Genomic DNA, 26,508 nt, shown 5'->3' with positions numbered 1-26,508 from the left:
GCCGGCCCGCCGGTCCCCTGCTCACGCCGACCGCGCCGCCAGGACCCGTGCGGCCTCGCGCTCGGCCTCGGTGTTGGCGACGCCGGCCCGCGAGCCGGCGAGCTTCGCCCGGATGTGGCCGCCGACCGTGATCGGCGGGTACGCCGACGTGCCGTCGGCCCCCACGCAGGTGGGCAGCGTCTCGATGACGGCGTCGATGTTGCCGTCGTGGAAGAACGCCGCGGACCGCCGGCGCTCGATCCGGCCGGCCACGATGGGCGGCTTGACCCGGTGCAGGGTCGACATCCACCGCTCGTTGGTCCACCGGGCCATGAGGTCGCCGAGGTTGATCAGCAGCGCGCCATCGGCGGGCATGACGTCGTGCCAGCCGCCGTCGCGGCCCAGCACCTGCAGCCCCCGGACCTGGTCGGCCCACAGCACGGTGACGATGCCGTAGTCGGTGTGCTCGCCCATCCCGGTGAGGTCACCGTCGAGGGCCACCTCGCCCGGGGGCAGCGCGTAGTTGTTCATCCTCAGGACGTCGAGGCTGTGGTCGGTGTACCGCTCGAAGAACCCGGCCGGCAGCCCGAGGGCGTCGGCGAACAGCGTCGTCAGCGTGCGCGCCACCCGGCCCGCCTCGTCGAAGTACGCCGACACCGCCTCGCGGAAGCCGCCGGCCTCCTCGGGCCAGACGTTCTCGGGGTAGTCCGTCGTGGGGAGTTCCACTCCGGGGTAGTCGGTGTGGGCGGCACCGACGTTGAACGCCTCGAAGAAGTCGTGCATCCGGTTCGACGGCGCCAGCCCCAGGCTCAGGCTCAGCGACTCGGTCTTGGGCGGGCTGTAGCCGCGGTTGATCTCCGGCGGCGTCCGGTAGACCTTCTTCGCCTCCAGGGGCAGGTCGAAGAACGAGTCGAGCGCGTCGGCGAAGGCGCCGGTGACCGCCGTCGGGACGCCGTGGCCGAGCACCTGGACGAAGCCGACGGTGGCGGCGGCCTCGTCGAAGGCCCGCGCCGCCGCCCGCCTCGCCTCCGGGCTGCCGTCCGGGTCGACGTAGGCGGAGATGTCCACGGCGGGCACGGCGAAGTCGGTCATCGGAGGGGCTCCTCGATCGGATCGGTGGTGGAGGTCGGGGGAGGGGCGTCGGGGGTGGCGGTTACCAGCGCCCGGGTGCGCCGGCGCAGCGCCGCCTTGTCCGTCTCGTCGAGCCAGCAGACCTCGACGGCGTCGGCGGTGAAGGCGGCCAGCTGGTCGCGGCGGTAGCCCAGCGCGTGGGCGAGCACCCGGAGGTCGTGGGTGGGGTCGGTCCCGAACATGGGCGGGTCGTCGGAGTCGATGGTCACGCACAGCCCGGCGTCGACCATCTGCCCGATCCGGGCGTGCGTGCCGTCACCGCTGCCGGAGTAGCGACCGACGTCGGAGCTCACCGGCGTGCAGGTGAACGGGATCCGCTCGGCGACGCAGCGGGCGGTGAGCTCCGGGTCGTCGACGACGTGGTAACCGTGGTCGACGCGGCTGCAGCCGAGCTCGTCGAGCAGCGTGCGCACGTGCGCGGGCGGGCCCGACTCGGAGTGCGCCGTGCGACCGAGCCCCGCCCGGCCGGCGAGCCGGAACGCCTCGACGAACCGCCCGGGCGGCCCGTTGACCTCGGCGTAGTCCAGGCCGATCCCGGCCACCTCGTCGATGCGGTGCTCGATCACCTGCTCGACGAGCTCGACCGCCTCGGCGCCGCTGCGCTCGCGGTTGATCCCGACGACCAGCCGCGCGTCGATGCCGGTGTCGGTGCGCGCGTCGCGCAGCCCGGCGACGACGCCCTCGAGGATCCGCCGGTACGGCACGCCCGGGTGGCCCGGGGGGCTGAGCTGGATCTCCCGGTAGAGGACGCCGTGGTCGGCGCCCCCGGCGGTCAGCGACTCGTAGGTGACCCGGTGGAAGTCGTCGACGTCGCGGATCACCGAGCCCACCACGTCGAGCACGCGGAGGAACTCGCCGAGGTCCGCGTAGCTCTCGGAGTCGTAGAGGTCGTCGGCCCCGCGCTCGAGCGGCACGCCGTGCTTCGCCGCGAGGTCGAGGACGGTCTGCGGCGCGACCGTGCCGATCAGGTGGCAGTGCAGGCTCACCTTGGGCAGTGCGGCCACCATCGCGTCGACGGCGGGGTCGTGCGGAACGGTGCGGGAGTGCGGCGGATAGCCCGGCGGCGGGCGGTGCGCGGTGGTCATGCGCGGTCCGCCTGCCCGAAGCGGCTGAGCACGGCGGCCTCGACCAGCTGGGCGAGCAGGTAGAGCAGCAGCGACACCACCGTGATCACCACGACCAGGGCCCAGACCTTGCCGATCTGGGACCGTGCGGCGGCCGACACCACCGCGTAGCCGATGCCCTTGCCGGTGGCCAGCCACTCCGCCAGCAGGGCGCCGGTCATGGAGCCCGGGACGGCGATGCGGACCGAGGCGAACAGCGCCGGCAGCGCGGACGGGAGAGCGACCGTGCGCAGGACCGTCATGGGCGAGCCGCCGTAGACCACGACCAGGTCGCGCATCTGCGGGCTGACCGAGCGCAGCCCGACCACGATGGTCACCAGCGCGGGGAAGAGCACCACGATGGTGCTCATCAGGGCCACGGTCGGATAGCCGCGTCCCACCAGCAGGATCAGCATCGGCGCGAGGGCGATCAGCGGCACCGTCTGCAGCACCAGCGCCACGGGCATCACGGCGCTCTCCGCGGTGCGGAAGCGGACCACCACGGCGGCCAGCAGCATCGCGACCAGCATGCCGGCGGCGAAGCCGACGCCGGCGTCGAGAAGGGTCCGCCCGAGCAGCCCGGCGATCTCGGCCCTCAGCGCGGGGGCGTCCTCGTCGACGACGAGGATGTCGACGACGTCCAGCGGGCCCTTGCCGACGTAGGGCGAGACGTCGAAGACCCACAGCGCCGCCGCCCAGAGCGCGACGACGGCGACGAGGACCAGGCCCATGGTGCCCACCGTCCGCAGCGCCGCGAACAGCAGCGGGTGGCGTCCCCGGGGCGCCGGCGCGCCCGCGGCGGGCCGGTCGGTCAGTAGCAGGTCCGCGCTCATGCGGCGCCCCGGGACCACGGGGCCGCGAACCGGGCCAGGACGGCGAACAGCGCGTAGAAGCAGCCCGCCACGAGCGCGCAGCCGAGCCCGATGGCCCACGCCCCCGCCACGTCGACGTTCTGCTGGGCGATCTTGAGGGTGACGGCCACGCCGCGCTGGACCCCGCCGACATACTCGCCGAGGATCGCGCCGAGGAAGGCCAGCGGCGCAGCCACGCGGAGGGCGGCCAGCACCGACGGCAGCGCGGCGACCAGGCGCACCTTGGTGAGCTGCCGGACGGCGCCACCGCCGAAGACGCGGACGACCTCGAGGGTGGCCGGGTCCGCGGAGCGCAGCCCGAGCACGGTGCCGACGACGGTGGTGAAGAACACCGACAGGGCGGCCAGGGCCGTGGCGGTGCCGGCCCGTTCCCCCTCGTCGGGGTTGCCGATGACGATGAAGAGCACGGGTGCGATCGCGACCAGGGGCACGCAGTAGGTGATGACGGCGATCTGCATGACCAGCCGCTCCAGGGCCGGCACGAGGAGGGTGAGGGCGGCGAGCGCGACGGCCGCGACGGTTCCGTAGCCGAAGCCCACCGCGGCCTCCTGGAGCGTGATGCCGAAGTGGGTGGCGTGGAAGCCCCATCCCCGGTCGATCGCCGCCCGCACGACCTCCGCGGGGGAGGGGATCCGGGCGCCGGCGAGCACGGTGAGCTGGAGCAGCCACCAGACGGCGACCACGCCGAGGAGGGCCAGGGCGCCGGGACCGGCGGACCGCAGCGCGGTGCGGAAGGGCACGGCGATCACTCCCCGCCCCCCGCGTCGCCGCCGAAGAGCAGCTCCGAGGCGTGGTCGTGCAGTGCGTGGAACTCCGGCGTCCGCATCATCTCGGGCTGTCGCGGGCGTGGCAGGTCCACCTCGATCACCTCCTTGATCCGGCCCGGGCGAGGGCTCATGACGGCGACCTGGTCGGACAGGAAGATGGCCTCGGAGATGCCGTGGGTGACCATGAGCGTGGTCGCGGGCTGCTCGGTCCAGATCCGCAGCAGCTCGACGTTGAGTCGTTGCCGCGTCATGTCGTCCAGCGCCCCGAACGGCTCGTCGAGCAGCAGCACGGACGGTTTGACGACCAGTGCACGGGCGATGGAGACCCGCTGGCGCATGCCTCCGGAGAGCTGGGCCGGCTTGGCCTTCTCGAACCCGGAGAGCCCGACGAGGTCGATCAGCTCCCGCACCAGCGCGGGGTCGGGCCGGGCTCCGGAGACCTCGAAGGGCAGCCGGACGTTGGCCTCGACCGACCGCCACGGCAGCAGCGCCGGGTCCTGGAAGGCGATGCCGAGGGCGTGCTCCCGGCGCAGCTCCAGCGGCGTCATGCCGTCGACCAGCGCGGTGCCGCTCGTCGGCTGCTCCAGCCCCGCGAGGATCCGCAGGATCGTGGACTTGCCGCATCCGGACGGGCCGAGGAGGGACACGAAGCTGCCCTGGTCGCTGTGCAGGGTGGCGGCGGTGAGCGCCTGCACCTCCTTGCGGCCGGTGCCGAAGGTCTTGGTCAGGTCCTGCAGGTGGATCCCGGTCCCCCCGGCCCGCCGCGGAGCGGCGGGCCGGGCGGCTGCGGGAGTGCCCGGCCGGGTTCGGGCGGGCTTCCGGTGCGATGACAGGAGGGCCACGGCGTTCAGGCGGCGCTGGGGACTTCGACCAGCTCGGGCTTCTCCGCCAGCAGCTCGTCGAGCAGCGAGAGGTCGAAGAGGTCCCCGGCGTCGGTGAGGTCGATACCGGCGGCGGCCAGGGTGGCCAGGTTCTGCTCGATCAGCTCGTCGGTGATGGTCAGCAGTCCGTTGCTCTCGACGTCGGGCGTGACGATCAGCGTGCTCTGGACCTCCGCCTGCTCGATCTCCTTGGCCATGTCCAGGCCGAGGTCCGCGCCGTACTCCTCGACCGCGAGGCGGGCTCCCTCCTCCGGGTCGCGGAGGTAGTCCTGCCAGCCGCGGATCTCGGCCTCGAGGAAGGCCTTCACCTTCTCGGGCTCGTCGGCGATCATCTCCTCGGTGGTGATGATGCTCTCCGCGACGAACGGCAGCCCGTTGTCGGCGAAGGGCAGGTTGGTGACCTCGTAGCCGGCGTCCTGCACGGTGATCGACTCGTTCGTGAGGTAGGCCAGGAAGCCGTCGACCTCACCGTCGATCAGCGGCGCGGGGTCGTATTCGACCGGCACCTTCTCGACCTGGGCCGGATCGATGCCGTTCACCTCGAGGAGGGCGTCGAACAGCGTCTCGTTGCCGCCCGCCTGGACGCCGATCCGCTTTCCGACCAGGTCCTCCGGCGTCGCGATGTTCCCGCCGTCGGCCAGCGACAGGATCGTGAACGGGTTCTTCTGGAACTTGGTGCCGACGATCTTGAGGGGCGCGTCCTCCTCCGCGACCACCTGCGCAGTGGCCACGGCGTTGCTGAGCCCGAAGTCGGCCTCACCGCTGGCCACGAGGGTCTCGATGGGGCCGGGGCCGGGGTCCATCGTGACGTCGGAGAACCCGGCCTCGGTGTAGTGGCCGTTGACGTCGGCGAAGTACTCGCCGGCGAACTCGGCGTTCTTGATCCAGGACAGCTGGAGCGTGAGCGCGCCGAGGTCGCCGCCCTCGGCGGCGGCGTCGGTCTCGTCGCTCCCACCGCACGCCGAGAGGGCGAGGACGGCGGTGGTGACCGCTGCGGCGGTGCGCACGGCGCGGGTGTTCATGGGCGTCTCCTGCTCGCGAGAGGGCTGTCCGGCTCGACGGCGGGGCGGTGGTCCGGCCCGCCGTCGTCTGCTGCTGGACGCTAGGAGCGGCGGGTTTCGGCCCAGGTGAAGCCGCGTTTCGCGCCGGTAAAGGAAACGTCCGTTCCAGGCCGGAACGGGCGTCCCGCCGTCGTCCGGGGTGACGCCGGTCGCACTGCCGGTCCGGCGGGCCCTCAGTAGTCGACGCGCAGCGGGTTGCCGCGCCAGGCGTCGAACGGGGCGACGGCGGAGCCCAGGCGCAGCTCCTGGACCGGGGTGGGCCAGGCGGGCGGGGCCGAGGCGAGCAGGTCGTAGAACGCCCGGTCGTCGAAGCCGCCGTCCGCCGCGTCGTGGCGGTTGGCGGCGAAGACCACCCGGTCCAGCCGCGCCCACAGCGCCGACGCGGCGCACATGGGGCACGGCTCGCAGGAGCTGTACAGGGTGCAGCCGCCCAGCGCGAAGGTGCCGAGGTCCCGGCACGCCCCCCGGATGGCGGTGACCTCCGCGTGCGCGGTCGGGTCGAGGTCGCGGGTCACCCGGTTGACGCCGGTCGAGACGACCGCGTCCCCGCGGACGACGACCGCCCCGAACGGGCCGCCGCCGGCGGCCACGTTCGCGGTGGCCAGGTCGACGGCCTGCTGCAGCCACCTCTCGTCGACGGCGGACGTCATGGTGCTCCTCCTCGGGCCAGGCGCCAGATGCGGTCCCTGCTCATCGGCAGGTCGTGGGGGCGGACGCCGAGGGCGTCGCGCAGCGCGTTCGCGATCGCCGGTGCGACCGGGTTGTAGGGGGCCTCGCTCATCGACTTCGCGCCGCGGGGGCCCAGGGCGTCGTAGGTGCCGGCGAACAGCACCCGCGTGGCCGGGACGTCACCGATCTGCGGGGTGCGGTAGGAGCGGAGGCCCCGGGTGAGCACCTCGCCGCCGACCACGACGACCTCCTCCTGCAACGCCGAGCCGACGGCCTGGGCCACGCCGCCCTCGACCTGCCCGCGCAGCTGCTCGGGGTTGATCACGACGCCGGCGTCCACGGCCTGCACCGAGTCCAGGAGCCGCACCTCGCCGCTCGCCGGGTGCACCGCCACGCGGACGGCGTGGACGTTGAACGCCACCGAGCGCCGGGTGCCGTCGCTGGCACCGGTCGCCGCCAGCGGCCCCTCGATCGCCCGGAGGGCGCCCGGTCCGCCCAGGGCGTCCAGCCGCCGGCGGAGCTCCTCGGCCGCGCGCTGCACGGCCAGGCCCGCGACGACGGAGCCGGTGGAGCCGAACGCGCCGGAGTCGTAGCCCGAGGTGGCGGTGTCGGAGGTGATCAGGCGGACCCGCCCGGGAGCGATGCCGAGGGTGTCGGCGACCAGCTGCGCGTGCACGGTCGCGGTGCCGTTGCCGAACTCGGCCGTGCCGACCTCGACGGTGGCGGTGCCCTCGGCGTCGAGGGTGACCCGGGCGTGCGAGTGGTGGCCACGCGGTGGGATGGTCGCGATCATCGCCAGCGCCATCCCCTCACCGAGGAGCCACCCGTCGCCGGGGCGGGCGCCGGTGCGGGTCGCGGCGAGCGCCTCCTCGGCCAGGTCCAGGCACTGGTCCAGGCCGTAGCTGCCGTACTCGAGATCGGTCGACGGCGGCCCGTTGACGACCAGCGGATCGCCGGGGACCACCACGTTGCGGCGGCGCAGGTCGAAGGCGGAAATGCCGATCCGCCGGGCCAGTTCGTCGAGGGCGGACTCGATGGCGAACACCACCTGGCCCAGCCCGTACCCGCGGAAGGCGCCGCTCGGTGGGTTGTTGGTGTAGACGGCCTCGGCGTCCACCCGCTTGCTCGGGCAGCGGTACACGGCCACCGACTCGTGCACGCCGTGGAACATCACCCCGGGGCCGTGGTTGCCGTACGCGCCGGTGTCGCTGAGCACTCCGACCCGCATCGCGGTCAGCCGGCCGTCCCCGTCGGCACCCAGCTCCACCGACACCCGCATCGGGTGGCGCAGCGGAATCGCGGTGAACTGCTCCTCGCGGGTCATCTCGAGCTGCACCGGCCGGCGGTCCCCCCGGTCGGCGAGCCGGAGCGCGGCCAGCGCGACGACGTCCTCGACCAGCAGCTCCTGCTTGCCGCCGAACCCGCCGCCGACCCGGGCCGCGACCACGCGCACCGCGGCCGGGTCGCGACCGAGCACGCGGGCCAGCTCGTCGCGGACCAGGAACGGCACCTGCGTGCTCGTCCGCACCACGAGCGCGCCGTCGTCGTCGACCCAGGCCCGGGCGCCGTGCGTCTCCAGGGCGGCGTGGGCCACCCGGCCGCTGGTCCAGGTGCCGCGGACGGTGTGCACGGCGTCGCGGAGCCCGGCGGCGACGTCGCCGACCTCCCCGTGCGTGCGGGCCACGACGTTGCGGGACGGCTCGGCGATCCGGGAGACGGCCGGGTCCTTGTCGCCGTGGAGCAGCGGGGCGCCGGGGGCACGCGCGTCCTCGGCGTCGAACACCGCCGGCAGCAGCTCGTAGCGGACCTCGACCAGCGCGGCGGCGCGTTCGGCGACGGCGGCCGAGACCGCCACGACGGCGGCGACCCGCTGGCCGCGGAAGCGGACCACGTCGTCGAGCAGCCGGGTGTCGTCGGGATCGTCGAGCCGGCTCTCGTGCCGGGCGGTCGAGTAGAGGACGTCCGGGGCGTCCCGGGAGGTGAGCACCAGCACGACGCCGGGGACCGCCTCGGCGCGGGCGGTGTCGATCGCGAGGACGCGCGCGTGCGCCGCCTCCGCGCGCACCAGCTTCACGTGCAGGACCCCGGCGTCGGGCAGGTCGAGGGTGTAGGGCTCCTGCCCGGTGACCACCCGGGGCCCGGCGGGCGCGGCGACGGAGCAGCCGAAGCCGCCCTCCGTCGTCACGTTGGCCCGGCCCTCGAGCGCGTCGCGGATGGACCGGTAACCGGTGCAGCGGCACAGGTTGCCCTTGAAGCTCCGCTCCGGCTCGGGAACGCGCACCGTTCCGTCCTCGTCGGCCAGCGCCGTCGCCGTCACCACCCAGCCCGGGGTGCAGAACCCGCACTGGAAGGCGGCCGCCTCGACGAACCTGCGCTGCACGGGGGAGAGGTCCTCCGGCGTGCCCAGCCCGGCCGCCGTGGTGACCGCCCGGCCGGCCGCCCGGGCCGCCGGGGTGATGCACGAGTGCACCGGCGCCCCGTCGAGCAGCACGGTGCACGCGCCGCAGTCACCGGCGTCGCAGCCCTTCTTGACCGCCGTTCCGCCACACTCGCGGATCCAGCTGCGCAGGCACTGACCCGGGGCCGGGGACCCGGGCACCTCGGTCCCGTCCAGATTCACGCCGCCACCTCCGACAGCTCGGCGTGCACCTCGGTGGCGAGCAGCCCGGTCTGCGCCGCCCGCCAGTCGGCCGCGCCGTGCGGATCGGCGTACCAGCCGACCTCGGCACCGGCCTCGGCCACCGCCCGGCGCACCGCGTGCGCGGGCGACGCGGGCGGGAGCACGAGGACCACCGGCCGCGGCACCGATGCCGTCACCGTGAGGACGACGGCGTCGGGCTCCCGCCGGCCGATGACCAGCGCGGCGCTGCGGCCGTGCGCCGTCAGCGACGCCCGCCGGAACGCGGTGCGTGCGCGGAGCGCGGAACCGGGGAGCTCGACGGCGCGGAGCACCTCGCCGGGCCCCAGGTCCACGACGCCCGCGCCCCGCACGAACGCCGCGACGGGCGCCCGCCGCTCGCCGCCGCCGGGGGTCCAGATCACCGCCTCGCCCGCGAGGGCCGCAGTCAGGGAGATCATCGCACCGGCCGGGAGACCGAGGCACACGTTGCCGCCGACGGTGGCGGCGGACTGCACCTTGAACGACATCAGCAGCGCGTCGGCGCAGAGCTCCGCGAGGGCCGGCGAGGGCCACGGCGCCCGCCGGGCCTGCTCGACCGTGCAGGTCGCGGCCAGCCGCAGACCGCCGTCGGGGAGCAGCTCCCACGGCGCCCAGCCCATGGCGGTGAGGTCCACCAGGCCGGTCACCTCCGGCTGCGGCTCGGAGAACAGCCAGGTGCCCCCGGCCAGCAGGCGCTCGCCGGGCCGCACGGTCAGGGCGCCGCGGTCCTCGGCCCTCCGGTAGGCCTCCACCCAGGTGAGGTCCATCACTCCACCTCCGCGAGTCGTGAGTAGGCGGCGCTGATCGCGGAGATCCGGTCCTGCCCGGCGCGACCCGCGCGGGAGAGCACGCCATCGGCCAGGACACCGACCAGGCTCATCGCGGCGGCGTAGGAGTCGAAGGCCAGCGGTCCCTGGACCGGGCACGGCAGCCACACCCGGGCGGAGCCGGAGTGGCCGGCCGCGGTCGGGTCGCCCAGGAGGACCACGTCCGCGCCGGTCGCCGCGGCCGCGGCCATGAACCCGGCGAAGCCGGCCGGCCGGCGGCGGAACCCCACGGCCACGACCGCGTCGCCGCTGCCCAGGTCGGCCAGCTCCTCGCCGAGCACCTGCCCGGGCAGGGGAGCCAGGGCCACCCGGGGCCGGGCCTGCACCAGCTGCTCGCGCAGGTGCAACGCGACCGGGTGGCTGTTCCGCCAGCCGACGACGAGCACCGAGCGGGCGCCGGCGAGCACCGCCGCAGCGTCGGCGACCCCCGGCTGCAGCACCGCGTCGGCGACGGCCGCCGCCTCCTGCTCGGCGTGGGCGGCCAGATCGGGCGGGCCCTCGGTCCGCCGCGGCTCGCCGGTGCCGCGCAGGGCGCGGAGGTGGTCGCGGACCTCGTCGAAACCGGTGAAGCCCAGCGAGCGGAACAACCGGCTCATCGTCGCCTTGGACACGCCCGCGAGCGCGGCGAGCTCGGAGGCGCGGTAGATGGCGAGGTCGTCCAGGTGCTCGAGCAGGGCCTCGGCGGCCCGCCGCTCCTGGGACGTCAGCTCCGGGTGGTGGCGGGCGATCCGCTCGTCGATCCGCTCGTCGATCCGCAGCTCCGTCATGCCCGTGCCCCCACGACGGCCGCGACGCGCAGCACCGCGGCCTCGAACGCGTCGAGGCCACGGGCGACGTCGACCTCTCGGACGTCCTCGTCGGGGGAGTGGCTGATGCCGTCGGCGCAGCGGAGGAAGAGCATGCCGATGTCGGCGACGGCGGCGACGGCCATCGCGTCGTGGCCGGCGGGGCTCCACAGGCCCACGGGATCGGCGGAGCCGGCGTCGTCGGTGGTCCGGATGCCGTCCACCACCGCCTGCTGCAGCCACGGGGCGCAGGGCGCGGCGGGGGCGCGGTGGGTCTCGATGACCTCCAGGGTGAGCCGCCGGCGCGCGCAGATCGCCCCGATCTCGGCCCGCAGCACCTCCCACATCCGGTCCCGCTCCTCGTCGGTCGCTGCGCGCAGGTCGAGGGTGAGGTCGGCTCGGCCGGGGACGACGTTGACCGCACCCGGCCGCACCTCGAGCCGGCCGACGGTGGCGATGCAGCCGCCGACGCGGGCCAGCCGCTCCACGGCGACGACCGCCTCCGACGCGCCGACCAGCGCGTCCCGGCGCCGCTCGTACGGGGTGCCGCCGGCGTGCCGCGCCTCGCCGAGCACGGAGAGCCGGAAGCGCCGGGCGCCGGCGATGGTGGTGACGTAGCCCAGGGAGCGGTCGGCGGCCTCCAGGAAGGGCCCCTGCTCGATGTGCGCCTCGAGGTACCCGACCAGCTCCTCCGGCCGGCGGGCGGCCTCGGCCACGCGCGCCGGGTCCAGCCCGAAGCCGTGGAACGCCTCGCGCAGGGTCACGCCGTCGGCGTCACGCAGGTCCCACCAGGCGGGGTCCCAGGTGCCGGCGACCGCCTGGCTGCCGAGCAGCGCCTTGCCGAACCGGGCGCCCTCCTCGTCGCCGAAGCCCACGACCTCCAGGGCGAACGGCAGGTCCGTGCCGCGCAGCCGCTGGGCCACCGCGACGGCCATGGCGACGCCGAGCATCCCGTCGTAGCTCCCGGCGTCCGGAACGGTGTCCAGGTGCGAGCCGAGCACCAGCGCCGGCAGTCCGGGGGAGGTGCCCTCGCGGCGGCCCCACTGGTTCCCGGCGGCGTCCTGCCACGGGGTGAGGCCGGCCGCCGCCAGCCAGCCGGCCACCAGCCGGTTGGCGGCCGCGTGCTCGGCGGTCAGGTGCACCCGCTCGAGGTGGTGCGGGCTCGCGGAGATGCGGTCCAGCTCGGCGCAGCGCGCCAGCACGTGGGCAGCGGTGGTCATGCCGCGTACACCTCGCGCGCGGCACCGACGCCGCCGCCGGCCGGAACGGGCGCGCCGCAGCCGCGGAGCACCTGCTCGAGGGCGGCGAGCGTGGTCAGCACGGCGTCCCGGCGGGCGTTGTAGCCCATGGTGCCGATCCGCCAGACCGTGCCGTGCAGCGGACCGAACGAGGTGCCGATCTCGATGCCGAAGTCCTCCAGGAGGGCGGCGCGGACGCCGTCCCCGGGCACGCCGTCGGGGATGTGCACCGCGACGACGTTGCTCATCCGGTGCTCCGGGTCGCCGAAAACCTGCAGACCCAGCCCGCGGACGCCGGCGAGCATCGCCCGGCCGTGCAGCGCGTGCCGGGTGATCGCGGCGTCGACACCCTCGGTGACCAGCAACCGGGCGCACTCGCGGGCGGCGTAGAGCATCGAGCTGGCCTCGGTGTGGTGGTTGAGCCGGCGCGGCCCCCAGTACGCCATCACCTGCGCGAGGTCGAAGTAGTTCGAGGCGATCCGCGCGCCGCGGTCGGTGTCGCCGTCGTCGCGGATGCCCGCCTCGACGTGGGTGCGGGCGGTGATCAGCTCGACCGCCCGCGGGGAGAGGGTGATCGGCGCGCTCCCCGGCGGTCCGCCGAGGCACTTCTGCAGGCCCGCGGTCGCGACGTCGATGCCCCACGCGTCGGCCTCGAAGGGGTTGCCCCCGAGCGAGGCGGTCGCGTCGCAGTAGAGCAGCACGTCGTGCCGGCGGCAGATCTCGCCGATGTCGGCGAGCGGCTGGCACATCGTGGTGGAGGTGTCGCCCTGGACCAGCGCGAGGAGCTTGGGGCGGACCCGGACGACCGCCGCCTCGATCTCCTCGGGCGCGAACACCCGGCCCCAGGGCACCTCGATGACGTGCACCTCGGCGCCGCACCGCTCGGCGATCTCCCGGAGCAGCGCCCCGAAGCGCCCGAAGACCGGCACCAGCACCCGGTCGCCGGGCTCGAGCAGGGAGACCAGTGCGGCCTCGATGCCCGCCCGGGAGGTGCCGTCGACGAGGAAGGTCTGCTCGTTGGCGGTGCGGAACACCTCCCGGTAGAGGGCCATCGTCTCGTTCATCGCCGCGGTCATGAACGGGTCGAACTGCCCCACGAGCTGCGCGGACATCGCGCGCAGCACCCGCGGGTCGAGGGTGATCGGCCCGGGGCCCATGAGCAGCCGGGGCGGCACGTCGAGGCCGGCGGTGGTTTCCATCAGGCGCTCCTCCTCAGCTGCTCGCCCCACCCGTGGTCGGGCAGGCCGGGGTCGACGGCGCGACCGCGCACGAGCGTGCGGGTGACGCGGCCGGGGAAGGTCAGCCCGTCGTAGGCCGAGATGGGGTTGCGGTGGGCCAGCCGCTCGGCGGCGACGGCGGTGTCCTGGGCGGTGTCGTAGACGACCAGGTCGGCGTCGGCGCCCACGGCGATCCGGCCCTTGCGGTCCAGGCCGACCAGATCGGCGGTGTTCCGGGACATCCACCGGCTCACCGCGGCCACGTCGATGCCGCGCCGGGCGGCCTCGGCCGCGACCGCGGAGAAGCCGACCTGCAGACCGGAGACGCCGCCCCAGGCCTGCTGCAGGTCCCCGCCCCCCTTCGCCTTCTCCTCGGCCGTCGCGGGGGAGTGGTCGCTCACCACGCAGTCGATGACGCCCTCGGCCAGGGCCGACCACAGCTCGTCGCGGTTGCCCGCGTCGCGGATCGGCGGGCAGCACTTGAACTGGGCCGCGGCATCGGGGATCTGCTCGGCGGTGAAGGCGAGGTAGTGCGGGCAGGTCTCGACCGTGACGGGCAGTCCCTCGTCCTTGGCGGCCTGGATCAGCGGCAGCGCCCGCGCGCTGGACAGGTGCAGCACGTGCACGCGGGCGCCGGTCTCCCGGGCGCCGTCGAGCACCTGCCGGACGGCGCGGGTCTCGGCCTCGTCCGGCCGGCTGAGCAGGAAGTCCGCGTAGGCCCGGCTCGGCCGCGCCGGCGCCGCCGCCAGGACGCCGGCGTCCTCGGCGTGCACGACCACGAGGCCGCCGAAGCCGGCGACGGTCCGGAGCGCGCGGCCGAAGGCGGCGGGGTCCAGGGGTGGGAACTCGTCGACGCCGCTGGGGGAGAGGAAGCACTTGAAGCCGAACACGCCCGCCGCCCACAGCGGCTCGAGGTCGCGCTCGTTGCCCGGCACCGCGCCGCCCCAGAAGCCGACGTCGACGGCGAGCCGGCCGCGCGCCGCGTCCTGCTTGCGGTGCAGGTGCCCGACGGTGGTGGTCGGCGGGACGGAGTTGAGCGGCATGTCGACCAGCGCCGTGACCCCGCCGAGCGCGGCGGCCAGGGTCGCCGTCGCGAAGCCCTCCCAGTGCGTGCGACCCGGCTCGTTGACGTGCACGTGGGTGTCCACCACGCCCGGGAGGAGGCACGCCGTGTCGGGCACGTCGAGCCCCGGTCCCGGGGCGTCGTAGGGCTCGATCGCCGTGATCCTCCCGTCGGTGATGCGCAGCGTGGCCGGCCGGAGGGTGCTCCCGATCAGGACCCGACGCGCGCGTACGACGGCGGTGGCGGTCAGGGCGGCGCTCATGCGAACGCCGGCACGGCGGCCCAGGCGCGAGGCTCCGCGGGGACGCCGGCGCGCTGCAGGGTGGCCTGGATCAGCCCGTAGGGCCGGTCGGCTGCGACGAACACCTCGCCGCCGTTGGCCAGCCCGAACGGCGCCAGGTCGACCTCGACGTGGTGCTTGTTCGGGCAGCTGATCCGGATCTCGGCCAGCTCGGGGACGGCGTCCAGGGCTGCGGCGCCCATGGCGTGGATGGTCTGCTGCAGCGCCAGGCTGTGCGTCGCCGCGAAGGCGTCCACCAGCGCGGCGCGGATCGCGGCGTGGGCGGCGTCCCAGTCCGGCGCCGGCACCGTGTACCGCCACCAGGCCGTGACGCTGGTCGCCAGGATCCGGTCGTCGGTCTCGGCCAGCGTGGTGAACCGGTCGCGCGGAAAGCCGGCGAACTCGCTGCCGGTGCTCTTGAGGACGGTCAGGCCGGCGAGCCCGCCCAGGACGAAGGTGTCGCTCCCGTCGGTCTGCACGACCGCGGTGCGGATCTCCGCCCCGCGGCGGGCGAAGGAGTGTCCGGCGCCGGGCGTGCCCGCGCCGATGCGGTCCCAGGCGTGCTGCTGGGCGGTCAGCTGCGTACCGGTCACCCAGGGCTGCGCGCGCCAATGGTCGGCCAGGACGAGCAGGAAGGCCTCGGGGGAGTGGACGCCGTGCTCCTTGGCGAGCGCGTACACGCTGTTCTTCTGGGTGTCGGTGGCGTGCACGTGCGCGTTGTCGCCGTGGGTGTAGGCCGCGTCGAAGTCGCCGCGCAGCTGGGTGGTGACGGTGAGATCGGCGATGCCGTGGACCGGCGTGGCGCGCTCGATGCGGACGAGGCGGCACTCCGCCTTGCCGTACTGGTGCGCGCCGAGCACGTACGGGGCGGGGCGGTCGGAGCTGCTCATCAGGACCCTCGGTAGGTGGTGTACGAGAAGGGGCTGAGCAGCAGCGCCACGTGGTGGTGCTCGCCGTCGACCATCGCGAAGGTGACCGTCACCGACGGGTAGAAGGTGGCGCGCTGCTGCGCGGCGAACCAGGCGCCGGTCCCGAACCGCACGGTGTGCAGGCCCGCCGGCAGGTCGGCGTCCACCCGGGCGCGCCCGTCGTCGTCGGTGCCGCCCGGGTGGACGCTGCCGTCGGCCAGGGTGAGAACGACGTCCATCCCGGCCGCCGGACGGCCGAGCGCGGCGTCGAGGACGTGCGTGCTGAAGGTGCTCAGGGGGTCACCAGCCCTTCCAGGCGGAGCAGTGCGATCTCGGTCAGCTGCTCACGGGTCACCGCGCGCTCGGTGCCCGGGTCGTTGGTCAGGCGCTGTTCCAGCAGCTCCAGCAGCTCCGCCCCGGTGCGCCCGGCGGCGCGGACCAGGTAGATGTGGCCGAACCGCTCCTCGTAGCGCCGGTTGCCGTCGGCGAGGCGCCGCTGCAGCTCGGCGTCGGCCGGGTCGACCCCGGCCTGCTCGCGGTCCGACAGCCCGGCGCCGGCACCGTGCCCGGCCGGCCGCTCGCCGATGCGGGGGTGGTCGGCCAGCGCCGCCTGCACCTCCGCGTCGGTCCAGGTGCCGGCCTGCTCGCGGGCCGCGGTCAGCAGGGCACCGACGGAGCCGTAGGGCCGCCCGTCGGTGACGCCCGTCGCGAACGAGGGGATGTCGGCGCAGCTCCGTACCAGCGCCGCGGCCTCCTCGGCCGCGAGCGTGTCGAACTCGGCGATGCGCACCCAGCGAACGTAGGAAACCCCCGTTTCAGGGGCGTTGCGTCCGTTTCAGCGTTGTGTGTACTCGACGGCCAGGTCGAGCAGGTCGCGGTCGCGCCCGGCGCCGGCCACGAGGCAGACGCCGACGGGGAGCCCGTCGGGGGTCCGGGTGGGGACGCTGACGGCCGGCAGGCCGGCCAGCCCCGCCAGGCAGGTGAGCCGCATGGTGGCGTTGCGCTCCTCGAGCGTGGCGCCGGTCGACACCGGCGGCGCCACCGAGGGCGCGCTGGGCAGCACGAGCACCCGGTCGCCGACCAGCTCCCGCACGACTCCGCGGGCCTCGTCGAGCACCGCGCGGGCCCGGCCGGCGGTGCCCGCGTCGACGGCCGCGGCGACCTCGAACCGGGACCGGACGTCGTTCCCCAGCGCGTCGAGGTTCCCGTCGAGCCACCTCCCGTGCGAGCGCCAGGCCTGCGACGCCTGCCAGGTCTGCAACGCGGCGCGCCACTCGTCGAGGTCGTCGAGCGACCGGTCGAGCCTGGTCGCGCCGGCCGTCCCGACCCAGGCCAGGACGGTGTCGCGGACCTCGGGGCCGGCGAGGTCGACCAGCCCGGGCACGAACACCAGCTGATCGCTGCCCCCGGGCGACCCGGGTGGCAGCAGCACGTCGCCGACCGCGCGGAGCACGTCCGCCGTCCGGGTGAGCCAGCCCACCGTGTCGAAGTCCGGGGCGAGCGGGAGCAGACCGGTCCGGTCGACGGCGCCGTGGGTGGTGCGGATGCCGTACAGCCCCTGGTAGGCCGCAGGGACGCGGATCGATCCGCCGGTGTCGGTGCCCAGGCCGACGGTGGCGTGGCCGAGGGCGACCGCGCTGGCGCTCCCGCTGGAGGAGCCGCCGGGGAGGCGGCCCGGTGCCGCGGGGTTCGGTGGCGTGCCGTAGTGGGGGTTGACCCCGGCCAGCGAGTACGCGAACTCGTCGGTGCGGGCGATGCCGCGGACCGAGGCGCCGGCGCGCAGCAGCCGGTCGACGGTGTCCGCGTGCCGCGGCTCGGGCCGGGCCTGCGCCAGCCGGGCCGGGTTGCCGGCGCCGAGCGGGTGACCGGCCACCGCGTACAGGTCCTTGACCGCGAGGGTCTGGCCCGTCAGCGGGCCGTCGCCCGCCGGCGGGACGAGCGGATCGCCGACCACCCGCCAGATCCGGGTGTCGAGGACCGGCGGCGGAACGGCGACGTGCGCCGCGGTCACCTGCCAGCCGCCGTGCTCCGGGACGCCGGCCGACCGGGCCCAGAGCTGGGTCTGCACCCCCCGCCCGCCGCGGGCGAGCTCGGTGACCGCCAGGACGAGCGCGTGGTCGTCGTCGATCACCTGCACGTGGACCCGGACGACGGCGCGCCCCGGCGCCCCGCCGCGGCCGCGGCGGAACGCGGCGATCTCCCCGTGCCCGACGAGGACGCCGTCGGCGTCGGCGCGCAGCGTGCCGGGGCCCGGGGCGAAGAGCTGGTCGAGGGCCGCGACGTCGTCGGCCATGAGCGCGGCCTCGTACGCGTCGAACGCCTCGAGCAGCCCGGACGGGACGGGCTCGGGGCCGGTCACGCGAAGTCCACCTTCCGGATGGTGGCGTGCACGCCCTTCACGACGTCGACCACCTGGCTGATGCGGAAGTCGGTGGCCGCGGAGAGGTAGGCGTAGGCCAGGCGCGGGTCCATGCCGAACCGGGCCTCCAGCAGGGCGATCGCGGCACGGACGCAGTTCTGGACGGCGCGGTCGAGGTCCTCGTCCATGCCCGTGGGAACCAGGAGCTCGGTCGTCTCGGCGAGCGGGGCGGCCAGCTCGCCGAACCGCCGCACCGCGTCCTCGTGGGCGACCACGTCGAGCCGGAGCGTCGCGCGCAGGCTGCCCTCCATCGCGGTCAGGCTCACCTCGCCGTCGCCCTGGGCGAAGTGCGGATCGCCGACGTAGGCCAGTGCCCCGTCGACCTGGACCGGCAGGTACAGCGTGCTCCCCGCCGTCAGCAGGGAGATGTCGATGTTGCCGCCGTGGCGACCGGGTGGCACCGAGTGCGGTCGCTCGCCGCCCGGCACGGCGACGCCCATGATGCCGAGGAACGGAGCGAGGGGGAACCGCACCGCCGGCTCGCCGCCCTCGGTCAGCGGCAGCCGGCCGTGCGCCGCGTCGTCGCTGACGGTGGCGAAGGCGCTGTAGAGGGGCTCGCCGGCGAGGGGGTACTCGCCCGGCAGGGCGCCCCGGCCGTGCCGGTTGGAGATGACGCCGTACGGCGCCCGTGGCGTGGCATCGAGGACCGTGATCGCCAGCAGGTCACCGACGCGCGCACCGTCGACGGCGATCGGCCGACTGACCACGTGCGGCCCGTCGACCCCGAACCGGTGCGGGTGGTCGCTGTGCGCCAGGGCGACGGCGTCCTCGAGCACCCCGGTCGCACCGTGGCGGGCGAAGAACGCAGCCGGGTCCCGGCCCTGGTCCTCCAGGATGCCCTCGTGGCTGACCGTGTCGACGGTGATCTCGGTGCCGGGGTCGACGGTGAGGACCGGTGGGTCCTTCTCGCACGGCAGCCGTCCCCACAGCACGTGTTCGGGCATGGAGGGCAGGTACGTCGGTGCCGGGATCCGACCGCTCCCGGGCTGCAGCATGGGGTGGGACACCCGCCGGAACCTAGGAGCCCGACGTTTCCACCATGTTCCGCTGCGACCGGCCCCGGGTCACCCTGGCGTCAGCCGCCGGAGCATCTCGGTGCTCGGCGCGTGCAGCACCCCCATCCGGGCGGCCTCCGCCAGGTGCATCCGATTCAGGTCGGAGATCGCGTCCTCGGCAATCAGCGTCCGGTAGTCGCGTTCGCTGGCCCCGTACACCGTCGCGCGGGGGCAGTTGGGGTAGTTGCAGCCGGCGATCACGACCGTGCTGACGCCGAGGGCGCGCAGGTGCCCGTCCAGGGGGGTGCGGTGGAATGCTCCCCAGCGAGGCTTCCACATCGCCCATGGTCGGTGGAGCCCCACCGCGGGAACCGCCGCCGGCGATGGGCGGACGTCCGGGCAGCGGACCAGGGCGGGGAGGAGCAGTAGCATCGCGGGGCTGGCCCATCGGGACGTCGTCGGTCACGTGCCCCTGCTCCGGGAGGACATCTGACTGGATCGCTGCCCTCCGGGACGCCGCTGCCGGCGGACTCCGATCCCGCGTTCGAGCGTTTCGCCCGCCTCGTCCGCTGGCAGCTGGACGTGCCGGTCGCGCTGGTGACCCTGGTGTCGGCCGAGGAGCAGGTGTTCGCGGGTGCCCTCGGCCTGCCCGAGCCCTGGCAGTCCACCCGCCGCACGCCGCTGAGCCACTCCTTCTGCCAGCACGTGGTGCGGTCGGCGGAGCTGCTGGTCATCACCGACGCGCGCACGCACCCGCTGGTTCGCGACAACCTGGCCATCCCCGACCTGTCGGTGATCGCCTACGCCGGCGTGCCGCTCACCGACGTCGACGGTGCCGTGGTCGGGTCGCTGTGCGCCATCGACAGCCGGCCGCGCACCTGGTCGGACCGGGACCTGGCCGTGCTGACCGACCTGGCCGATGCGTGCAGCTCCGAGTTGCAGCTGCGGGGTGCGCGACGGCGCTCGGCGGATGCCGCCGCGGTGGCACGGAGCGCGACCGGTCAGGCCCAGCGGCTGCTCGCCCAGCACGCCATCGACAGGTCCCGCTGGCTGCTCGCGCTCGAGGCCGGGCAGGTCGGCACCTTCGAGTTGGGCCTGGCCACCGGTGACCTCGACGTCGACGACCGCCTGCTGGAGCTGTCGGGGATGGACCGGGCCGGGTTCAGCGGCCGGCCCGAGGACGTCTACGCGCACGTGCACCCCGACGACGTTGCGGACGTCGTCGCCCGGGTGCGGCGAGCCATCGAGACCGGGGGGACCTACGAGGCCGAGTACCGGATCGTCGTCCCCGGCGGGGCGCCCCGCTGGGTCGCGGCCCGCGGCGAGGTGGTCGGTGGAGAGGAGGGGCTGACCGGACGGCTGATCGGCGTCGTGCACGACACCACCGCGCAGCGGGGGTCGCTGGAGCTGGCCGCGCAGGCACTGGAGTCGATGGCCGTGGGCTACCTGGCGATGGACGCCGACTGGCGGGTCACGTACGTCAACTCCGAGGCGGAGCGGGTCTCCGGCTACCGGCGGGCGGATCTCGTCGGGCGGGTCTTCTGGGAGGCGTTCCCGGCCACCGTCGGCAGCGAGTTCGAGGACAGCTACCGGCGGGCGGTCGCCACGGGCCGCGTGGTCGCGTTCGACGCGTACTACCCCGAGCCGCTCGACATCTGGGTCGAGGTCCGTGCCAATCCCGAGCACGGCGGGTTGGCGCTCTACTTCGTGGACATCAGCGAGCGGGTGCGCGCCCAGCAGCGCAGCGAGCTGCTGGGCGACGTCACCCGCGAGCTCAACGGCACGCTGGACGCCGAGCAGGCAGTCGGCCGCCTGGCCCAGCTGGTCGTCCCGTCGCTGGCCGACTGGTGCCTGGTCAGCCTCGTCGACGACGACCAGGCCGGTAGCTGGCGTGCCGTGCGCGACGTCGGCTGGTGGCACGCCCGACCGGAGCTCCGCCCCGTCGTGAAAGGTTATGCGCACGAGCGCATCGGCGCGCTGCGTGAGACGTCGTACCTCCGGCAGGCGCTGGTCACCGGCCGGGTCGTCACCGTCAGCGCCGAGGGCACCGAACGTCTCCGGGAGGTGTTCGAGCCCGGGCCGGTGCACCGGTACCTGGACCGGCTGGCGCCGGAGTCCTTCGCCGTCTTCCCGCTGCGGGGCCGGGGTAGGACCGTCGGCGTGCTCACGCTGTTCAGCGGCCCGGCGCGTGCGCCGATCGCCGCCGCCGACCGGCAGATCGCCGCCGACATCGCCGCCCGCGCCGGGCTCGCTCTGGACACCGCGCGGCTCTACCGCCAGCAGCGCCGGCTGTCCGAGGGGCTGCAGCGGTCGCTGCTGACCGCACCCGTCCAGCCCGACCACGTGCAGATCGTGGTGCGGTACACGCCTGCGGCCGAGGCGGCGAAGGTCGGCGGCGACTGGTACGACGCGTTCCGCCAACCGGGCGGCACGACCATCGTGACCATCGGCGACGTGCTCGGGCACAACACCGAGGCGGCCGCCGCGATGGGCCAGGTCCGCTCGATGCTGCGGGCGATCGCGGTCACCACCGATGCCGGGCCGGCGGAGATCCTCACCCGCGTGGACGAGGCGATGGCGGTCCTGCGGACCCGGACGAACGCCACCGCCGTCGTCCTCCGCCTCGAGCAGACCGACGAGCAGGCCCGTCGAGGAGCCACCACCATCCGCTGGTCCAACGCCGGTCACCCACCGCCGGTCGTGGTGGGCGCGGACGGCACCGTCCGGTCGCTGACCGCCCCGCGGGCGGACCTGCTGCTGGGGGTCGACGACTCCGCCCGCCGGTCGGAGCACGAGGTGGAACTCGACAGGGGCGCCGTCCTCGTGCTGTACACCGACGGGCTGGTCGAGCGGCGCGACGCCGACCTCGACGCCGGGTTCGAGCGGCTGACCGACGCTCTGGGCGATCTGGCCGGGCAGGACCTCGACGTGCTCTGCGACGAGCTGCTGACCCGGATGCTCCCGGGAGCGGTCGACGACGACGTCGCGCTGATCGCCGTCCGACTGCATCCGCAGGACCGGCCGCGACCCCCGGAGGCACGGCCGAGCCGCATCCCCGACGCCCCCGGCGTCATCGAGCGGACCGGCTGACCGCACGTCCGGAGCCGTCGCCTGCGCGGCGCTTCCGGGCGACCGCTGCACGGCGTTCCACCCCTCCGGACATGGGGGCCGTGTTCCTGGGTAGAGAGACGACTTCCACCACCCCCCGAAGGAGGAACCGGCATGGGACTCGTCTCCGGGCTCATCAAGGCGAACCTGCTCAAGCGGCTGCTCAGCCGCCTCAGCGGCCGTCGTCGGACCTGACGGCCTGACGGCACAGGTCACCAGCATCGCCGCCGGGTGTGCAGCGCCCGTGGTGACGCCCCGCGAACGCGTGGTGGTCGGTGACTGCACGGCACCGAGGGCCCGGCACCAACCGGTGCCGGGCCCTCTGTTCGTCGCCATCAGACCGTCGGGGCGGGCTCGCCCGAGCGGTGGCCGACCGGTCGGCGGCGGCCCAGGTCACCGTGGTGTGCCCGTCCTCCACCGTGGCCACGACGCCGGTCGGTTGGCCGGGCGGCGTGCCGGCATCGGGCGCGGTGCCGCCGCCGGAGGAGCCGCCCGGGGTCGCACCCCCGCCCAGGACGGTCACCGGCAGGACGGCCGTGGTGCCGGCGGCGTCCTCGACGGTCACGGTCGCCGGCGGGGCGGCGCTCGGGATGGACACCGGGCCGGCCGAGGGCAGCGTGACCGCGGCGCCGGGCCGGCGGCCCGTGACCGGAGGAGCACCGCGTCCCCGAGGGGTGGGGCGGCACACGCGTGCGTGGGGTCTTCGGACCCCCAGTTCTGGGGGGCGGCCGGGCAGCACCGCTCCGGGCACGCGTCGACGGAGGGGGACCGCCGAGTCCACCAGGACGCCGGGGCTCGTCGTCCTCGCCCGGGCTCCCGCACACCGGGGGGCGGGCGCGCCCTGCCCGCCCCCCGGTGCCGGTCAGCGGTGGAGCAGCCGGCCGAACCGCTCGCAGCTCTCCTCGATCGCGCGCTGGGCAGCGGGGGAGATGGTCCCCATGTCGAAGAACCCGTGGATCAGGCCGTCGTACCGCTGGACGTGGGCCTCGACGCCCGCGGCCCGCAGCGCCTCGCCGTAGGCCTCGCCCTCGTCGCGCAGCGGGTCGTACTCCGCTGTCACGACGACCGCCGGCGGCAACCCGGAGAGGTCCGAGCCGTGCAGCGGCGACAGTCGCGGATCCTTCGCGTCGTCCCAGGCCCCGGCGTAGTGCCCGTAGAACCAGTCCATCGTGTCCTTCTCGAGGAAGTACCCCTTGGCGTTCTCCACGCGCGACGGGTAGTCGCCCTCGGCGTCGACCGCGGGGTAGATGAGGAGCTGCCCGGCCAACGGGGTGCCCTCGTCCCGCAGCACCTGGGCGACGACCGCGGCCAGGTTGCCACCCGCGCTGTCGCCGGCGAGCGCCAGGCGCTGGTCCCCGCCCAGCTCGTCCAGGGAACCGGCGACCCAGCGGGCGGCGGCGACCGCATCCTCGGCCGCGGCGGGGAAGGGGTGCTCGGGGGCGAGCCGGTAGTCGATCGCGATGACGACCGCGCGGCTGCCCCGGCAGATGTGCCGGGCCATGTTGTCGTGGGTGTCGAGGTCGCCGATCACCCAGCCGCCGCCGTGGAAGAAGACGACGGTCGGGAAGGGGCCCTCACCCTCCGGCCGGTAGACGCGGGCCTTCAGGTCCCCCGTGGCGCCGGGCACGGTGCGGTCCTCGGTACCGGCCACGGGGACCAGCTGCTCGGGGGTGCGGGCGCCGTGGGTGAGCTGGAGGTACAGCGCCCGTCCGGCTTCGGGGCTGCCCGCGTACATGGGGGGCAGCCCGGCCTCCTCCATCATGGTGAGCATCGCGGCGATGTGCGGGTCGACCGGCACGGTTTCTCCTGTTTCTGGAAGGGGGTGGACGGCGGGAGCTGGGCGTCCCGCCGGTATCTCGCTCGCGTGGCTCAGCTGTACCGCAGGGTCCCGTCGTCGAGGTCGGCCGCGGGCAGCGCGGTCCGCTCCTGCTGGTACTCGAGCAGGTGCGTCCACGGCTCGCGGTCGCCCTGCTTGAACATCAGGTGCATCGAGCGCATGACGTAGCCGGAGTTGAAGTTCTCCGGGTCGGCCCACGGCCGCAGGGGCATGTCGGCGTCCTCGGGGCGCAGCTGCGGGACCACCGTGGACGCTCCCCGCTCCTGGGCGTGGGCCAGGAGCCGGCACACCAGCTCGCTGACCAGGTCCGCCCGCAGGGTCCAGCTGGCCCGGAAGTAGCCGAACACGTAGGCCATGTTCGGCACCCCGCTGATCATGACGCCGCGCCAGGTCACCCGGTCGGTGAAGTCCACCGCCTCGCCGTCGACGGTGAACGCGATCCCGCCGAAGAGGCTCAGGTCGAAGCCCGTGGCGGTGACCACGACGTCGGCCTCGAGCTCCTCACCGGAGGCCAGCCGGATGCCGGTCTCGGTGAAGGTCTCGATCGTGTCGGTGACGACCGACGCCTTCCCCTCGCGCAGGGCCGTGAACAGGTCGCCGTCGGGTACGACGGCGAGGCGCTGCTGCCAGGGCCGGTAGCTCGGGCTGAAGTGCTTCTCGACGTCGAAGCCCTCGGGCAGCAACGGGATCATGGCCTCCATCAGCATGGCCCGCAGCTCGTCGGGGGACTCGAAGGACAGCCGGGTGATCTCGTCGCCCTCCGCGATGTAGGCACGGCGCAGGATCTCGTGCGTCCACTCGTCGGGGATGCCGAGCGACCGCAGCGTGTCGGCCAGCTCGTGGGTCCGGGGCCGGGCGAAGAAGAAGGTCGGCGACCGCTGGAGCATCGTGACGTGGTCGGCGGTCTCCGCGATGGCCGGGACGAGGGTCGCCGCCGTCGCGCCGGAGCCGATGACGACCACGCGCTTGCCGGCGTGGTCCAGGTCGTCGGGCCACTGCTGGGGGTGCACGACCTCGCCGCCGAAGCGGTCGAGGCCCGCCCACTGCGGCCGGTAGGGCTGGGCGTGGTCGTAGTAGCCCTGGCACATCCACAGGAAGTCGGTGGTGAGGCGCAGCTCCTCACCGGTGTCCTCCCGGGTCACCTGGACGGTCCAACGGCGCTCCGCCGAGGACCAGCTCGCGGTCGTGACCCGGTGCCGGTAGCGGATGCGGCCGGCCAGGTCCTCTTCGTCGATGACCTCGTCGAGGTAGCGGAGGATTTCCTCGGACGTCGCGATCGACGCCCCCCGCCACGGCTTGAACTTGTAGCCGAAGGTGAACAGGTCGCTGTCGGATCGAACCCCGGGGTACCGGTGGGTCCACCACGTGCCCCCCCGGGCCTCCAGCGCATCGAGGAGGACGAACGACCTGTCGGGGAACCGCTCCCGCAGGTGGTGCGCCGCACCGATCCCCGAGATGCCGGCTCCCACGATGAGCACGTCGACGTGCTCGGTCGCCGTCGCCGATCGCTCGGTCTCTGCCAACACCGTCATGCCCAGGCCCCCCACGGAGTAGTGATGCACGTCACGGCCCGAACGCTAGGACGTCTGGCACGTTGTGAGCCATGACACGACCGGTCACGGGTTGAGATATCCGGCCAATCCTGGACACGCTGCCGTACGCGGTACGGGCAGCGTCGCGCTGCTGTGCGCGCTCGCGGCCGAGCACGGGTTCCGCACCCAGGAGGCACTTGAGGGCACCGGGATCCCCGCGTCGGCGCTGGGCGACCCCGGGGCCGAGATCACCGCCGTCCAGGAGGCCCGGCTCATCGGGACGCTCGCCGCCCGGCTGCCCGAGACCGCCGCGCTCCAGGCCGGGGCGCGCTACCGGCTGACCACGTACGGGATCTGGGGCTTCGCGCTCCTGTCGAGCCGGACCATCCGGGAGAGCCACGAGATCGGCATGCGCTTCCTCGACCTCAGCTATGCGCTCACCCGCATCAGCGCGCAGGAGTTCCGCGACGAGCTCGCGCTCTTCTTCGACGACCTGGACCTGCCCGGCCCGGTGCGGCGGTTCGCGCTGCTCCGGGACACGTCGGCGGCCCTGCAGATCTGGCGGGAGACCCTCGGGCGGGGCGTGGTGCCGCGGCGCGTGGCGCTCACCCTGCCGCCGCCCACCGACCCGGCGCCGTACGAGGCGGCCTTCGGCCTGCTCCCCGAGTTCGGTGCGCCCCGCTCGGTCGTGTCCTTCGACGCGGAACTCCTCGACCAGCCGTTGCCCCACGCGGCTCCCCTGACGGCGGCGGCCTGCGAGGCACAGTGCCGCGACGTGCTGGACCGGCGCCACTCCCGCTCGGGAACGAGCGGCCGGGTGCGCGACGTCCTGCTGCGGGAGCCGTGGCGGATGCCCGGGCAGGACGAGGTGGCCGCCGCGCTGCACCTGAGCGTGCGGACGCTGCGTCGCCACCTCGCCCACGAGGGGACGAGCTACCGCGCCGTCCTGGAGCAGACGCGCGAGCACCTCGCCGAAGAGCTGCTCCTGACGGCGGGCCTGAGCGTCGAGCAGGTCGCCGAGCGGCTCGGCTACTCGGAGGCGTCGAGCTTCGTGCAGGCCTTCCGGCGCTGGAAGGGGCTCAGCCCCGGCCGCTGGGCCCAGGCCGCCCGTGCCGGTGCCGCTCGCTGAGCGCGGGCGCGGGCGGTTCCGTCGGGGACGGGGCGGAACGCTACAGTC

The 26,508-nt window shown here is 74.7% G+C and carries 23 protein-coding genes; 2 read left to right on the top strand and 21 right to left on the bottom strand.

All coding sequences use genetic code 11. From position 1 onward, the window contains the following. Positions 1-21 precede the first annotated feature (21 nt). From ABC795_RS09585 to ABC795_RS09495, 19 genes are all read right to left on the bottom strand, one after another. Positions 22-1,071 (bottom strand): 2-oxoglutarate and iron-dependent oxygenase domain-containing protein, encoded by a 1,050-nt coding sequence (locus tag ABC795_RS09585; RefSeq protein ID WP_347056949.1) that lies wholly within the window; start codon positions 1,069-1,071, stop codon positions 22-24. Continuing rightward, the gene (add, locus tag ABC795_RS09580) at positions 1,068-2,195 is read right to left on the bottom strand and encodes an adenosine deaminase (protein ID WP_347056948.1); all 1,128 of its coding nucleotides are present in this window, start codon (positions 2,193-2,195) and stop codon (positions 1,068-1,070) included. Before add ends, ABC795_RS09585 begins: the two co-directional genes overlap by 4 nt. Beyond that, positions 2,192-3,046 (bottom strand): ABC transporter permease subunit, encoded by an 855-nt coding sequence (locus ABC795_RS09575; protein ID WP_347056947.1) that lies wholly within the window; start codon positions 3,044-3,046, stop codon positions 2,192-2,194. Before ABC795_RS09575 ends, add begins: the two co-directional genes overlap by 4 nt. Next, on the bottom strand, positions 3,043-3,825 hold the full coding sequence (locus ABC795_RS09570) for an ABC transporter permease subunit (RefSeq protein WP_347056946.1): 783 nt from the start codon (positions 3,823-3,825) through the stop codon (positions 3,043-3,045). The genes ABC795_RS09575 and ABC795_RS09570 overlap by 4 nt, the downstream gene beginning before the upstream one ends. 5 nt (positions 3,826-3,830) lie before the next feature. Continuing rightward, the gene (locus ABC795_RS09565; protein ID WP_347056945.1) at positions 3,831-4,694 is read right to left on the bottom strand and encodes an ABC transporter ATP-binding protein; all 864 of its coding nucleotides are present in this window, start codon (positions 4,692-4,694) and stop codon (positions 3,831-3,833) included. Positions 4,695-4,699: 5 nt separating this feature from the next. Beyond that, a complete protein-coding gene (locus ABC795_RS09560) occupies positions 4,700-5,755 on the bottom strand; it encodes an ABC transporter substrate-binding protein (protein WP_347056944.1) in 1,056 nt (351 codons plus the stop codon). Between the two features lie 212 nt (positions 5,756-5,967). Continuing rightward, entirely contained in the window at positions 5,968-6,444 is a 477-nt protein-coding gene (locus ABC795_RS09555) for a nucleoside deaminase (RefSeq protein ID WP_347056943.1), read from the bottom strand. Continuing rightward, a complete protein-coding gene (locus ABC795_RS09550) occupies positions 6,441-9,083 on the bottom strand; it encodes a molybdopterin cofactor-binding domain-containing protein (protein WP_347056942.1) in 2,643 nt (880 codons plus the stop codon). Before ABC795_RS09550 ends, ABC795_RS09555 begins: the two co-directional genes overlap by 4 nt. Further along, on the bottom strand, positions 9,080-9,889 hold the full coding sequence (locus tag ABC795_RS09545) for an FAD binding domain-containing protein (protein WP_347056941.1): 810 nt from the start codon (positions 9,887-9,889) through the stop codon (positions 9,080-9,082). Before ABC795_RS09545 ends, ABC795_RS09550 begins: the two co-directional genes overlap by 4 nt. Beyond that, positions 9,889-10,716 (bottom strand): hypothetical protein, encoded by an 828-nt coding sequence (locus ABC795_RS09540; RefSeq protein WP_347056940.1) that lies wholly within the window; start codon positions 10,714-10,716, stop codon positions 9,889-9,891. Before ABC795_RS09540 ends, ABC795_RS09545 begins: the two co-directional genes overlap by 1 nt. Further along, positions 10,713-11,954 carry an allantoate amidohydrolase gene (locus ABC795_RS09535; protein ID WP_347056939.1) on the bottom strand — a complete coding sequence of 414 codons (1,242 nt, stop codon included), beginning with the start codon at positions 11,952-11,954 and terminating at the stop codon, positions 10,713-10,715. Before ABC795_RS09535 ends, ABC795_RS09540 begins: the two co-directional genes overlap by 4 nt. After that, complete coding sequence (locus tag ABC795_RS09530; protein WP_347056938.1) at positions 11,951-13,171, bottom strand: alanine--glyoxylate aminotransferase family protein; 1,221 nt, start codon at positions 13,169-13,171, stop codon at positions 11,951-11,953. Before ABC795_RS09530 ends, ABC795_RS09535 begins: the two co-directional genes overlap by 4 nt. Further along, positions 13,171-14,514: an allantoinase AllB gene (gene allB / locus ABC795_RS09525; RefSeq protein WP_347056937.1), complete on the bottom strand. Its 1,344-nt coding sequence runs from the start codon at positions 14,512-14,514 to the stop codon at positions 13,171-13,173. The genes ABC795_RS09530 and allB overlap by 1 nt, the downstream gene beginning before the upstream one ends. Beyond that, positions 14,511-15,422: a factor-independent urate hydroxylase gene (gene pucL, locus ABC795_RS09520; RefSeq protein ID WP_347056936.1), complete on the bottom strand. Its 912-nt coding sequence runs from the start codon at positions 15,420-15,422 to the stop codon at positions 14,511-14,513. Before pucL ends, allB begins: the two co-directional genes overlap by 4 nt. Further along, complete coding sequence (uraH, locus tag ABC795_RS09515; RefSeq protein WP_347060705.1) at positions 15,422-15,736, bottom strand: hydroxyisourate hydrolase; 315 nt, start codon at positions 15,734-15,736, stop codon at positions 15,422-15,424. The genes pucL and uraH overlap by 1 nt, the downstream gene beginning before the upstream one ends. Next, entirely contained in the window at positions 15,733-16,230 is a 498-nt protein-coding gene (gene uraD, locus ABC795_RS09510; RefSeq protein WP_347056935.1) for a 2-oxo-4-hydroxy-4-carboxy-5-ureidoimidazoline decarboxylase, read from the bottom strand. The genes uraH and uraD overlap by 4 nt, the downstream gene beginning before the upstream one ends. Positions 16,231-16,275: 45 nt before the next feature. Further along, positions 16,276-17,799 (bottom strand): AtzH-like domain-containing protein, encoded by a 1,524-nt coding sequence (locus tag ABC795_RS09505; protein WP_347056934.1) that lies wholly within the window; start codon positions 17,797-17,799, stop codon positions 16,276-16,278. Beyond that, complete coding sequence (locus ABC795_RS09500) at positions 17,796-18,803, bottom strand: acetamidase/formamidase family protein (protein WP_347056933.1); 1,008 nt, start codon at positions 18,801-18,803, stop codon at positions 17,796-17,798. The genes ABC795_RS09505 and ABC795_RS09500 overlap by 4 nt, the downstream gene beginning before the upstream one ends. Before the next feature lie 120 nt (positions 18,804-18,923). Then, a complete protein-coding gene (locus ABC795_RS09495) occupies positions 18,924-19,193 on the bottom strand; it encodes an isochorismatase family protein (RefSeq protein WP_347056932.1) in 270 nt (89 codons plus the stop codon). Positions 19,194-19,343: 150 nt separating this feature from the next. Between ABC795_RS09495 and ABC795_RS09490 the strand changes: the two genes are divergently transcribed. Beyond that, positions 19,344-21,944 carry a SpoIIE family protein phosphatase gene (locus tag ABC795_RS09490; protein WP_347060704.1) on the top strand — a complete coding sequence of 867 codons (2,601 nt, stop codon included), beginning with the start codon at positions 19,344-19,346 and terminating at the stop codon, positions 21,942-21,944. An 880-nt stretch (positions 21,945-22,824) separates the two neighbouring features. On the opposite strand, the gene ABC795_RS09485 is transcribed toward ABC795_RS09490, so the two are convergent. Further along, complete coding sequence (locus tag ABC795_RS09485; protein ID WP_347056931.1) at positions 22,825-23,760, bottom strand: alpha/beta hydrolase; 936 nt, start codon at positions 23,758-23,760, stop codon at positions 22,825-22,827. Positions 23,761-23,831: 71 nt separating this feature from the next. Then, positions 23,832-25,331 carry an NAD(P)/FAD-dependent oxidoreductase gene (locus ABC795_RS09480; protein ID WP_347056930.1) on the bottom strand — a complete coding sequence of 500 codons (1,500 nt, stop codon included), beginning with the start codon at positions 25,329-25,331 and terminating at the stop codon, positions 23,832-23,834. Positions 25,332-25,395: 64 nt separating this feature from the next. Between ABC795_RS09480 and ABC795_RS09475 the strand changes: the two genes are divergently transcribed. Then, positions 25,396-26,460, top strand: coding sequence for an AraC family transcriptional regulator (locus ABC795_RS09475; RefSeq protein WP_347056929.1), 1,065 nt, complete (start codon positions 25,396-25,398; stop codon positions 26,458-26,460). Positions 26,461-26,508: the final 48 nt, after the last annotated feature.

Source organism: Blastococcus sp. HT6-30, from assembly GCF_039729015.1.
In the GTDB taxonomy this organism is placed as follows: domain Bacteria; phylum Actinomycetota; class Actinomycetes; order Mycobacteriales; family Geodermatophilaceae; genus Blastococcus.
Note: the sequence above shows the minus strand (reverse complement) of the source record. Positions and strands in the feature narration are given on the sequence as shown.

Excerpts from the sequence above, each read along its gene's own strand:
- ABC795_RS09585 (WP_347056949.1), bottom strand. The coding sequence starts at position 1,071 with ATGACCGACTTCGCCGTGCCCGCCGTGGACATCTCCGCCTACGTCGAC.
- add (WP_347056948.1), bottom strand. The coding sequence starts at position 2,195 with ATGACCACCGCGCACCGCCCGCCGCCGGGCTATCCGCCGCACTCCCGC.
- ABC795_RS09575 (WP_347056947.1), bottom strand. The coding sequence starts at position 3,046 with ATGAGCGCGGACCTGCTACTGACCGACCGGCCCGCCGCGGGCGCGCCG.
- ABC795_RS09560 (WP_347056944.1), bottom strand. The coding sequence starts at position 5,755 with ATGAACACCCGCGCCGTGCGCACCGCCGCAGCGGTCACCACCGCCGTC.
- ABC795_RS09555 (WP_347056943.1), bottom strand. The coding sequence starts at position 6,444 with ATGACGTCCGCCGTCGACGAGAGGTGGCTGCAGCAGGCCGTCGACCTG.
- ABC795_RS09545 (WP_347056941.1), bottom strand. The coding sequence starts at position 9,889 with ATGGACCTCACCTGGGTGGAGGCCTACCGGAGGGCCGAGGACCGCGGC.
- ABC795_RS09540 (WP_347056940.1), bottom strand. The coding sequence starts at position 10,716 with ATGACGGAGCTGCGGATCGACGAGCGGATCGACGAGCGGATCGCCCGC.
- ABC795_RS09535 (WP_347056939.1), bottom strand. The coding sequence starts at position 11,954 with ATGACCACCGCTGCCCACGTGCTGGCGCGCTGCGCCGAGCTGGACCGC.
- ABC795_RS09530 (WP_347056938.1), bottom strand. The coding sequence starts at position 13,171 with ATGGAAACCACCGCCGGCCTCGACGTGCCGCCCCGGCTGCTCATGGGC.
- allB (WP_347056937.1), bottom strand. The coding sequence starts at position 14,514 with ATGAGCGCCGCCCTGACCGCCACCGCCGTCGTACGCGCGCGTCGGGTC.
- pucL (WP_347056936.1), bottom strand. The coding sequence starts at position 15,422 with ATGAGCAGCTCCGACCGCCCCGCCCCGTACGTGCTCGGCGCGCACCAG.
- ABC795_RS09500 (WP_347056933.1), bottom strand. The coding sequence starts at position 18,803 with ATGCCCGAACACGTGCTGTGGGGACGGCTGCCGTGCGAGAAGGACCCA.
- ABC795_RS09495 (WP_347056932.1), bottom strand. The coding sequence starts at position 19,193 with ATGTGGAAGCCTCGCTGGGGAGCATTCCACCGCACCCCCCTGGACGGG.
- ABC795_RS09480 (WP_347056930.1), bottom strand. The coding sequence starts at position 25,331 with ATGACGGTGTTGGCAGAGACCGAGCGATCGGCGACGGCGACCGAGCAC.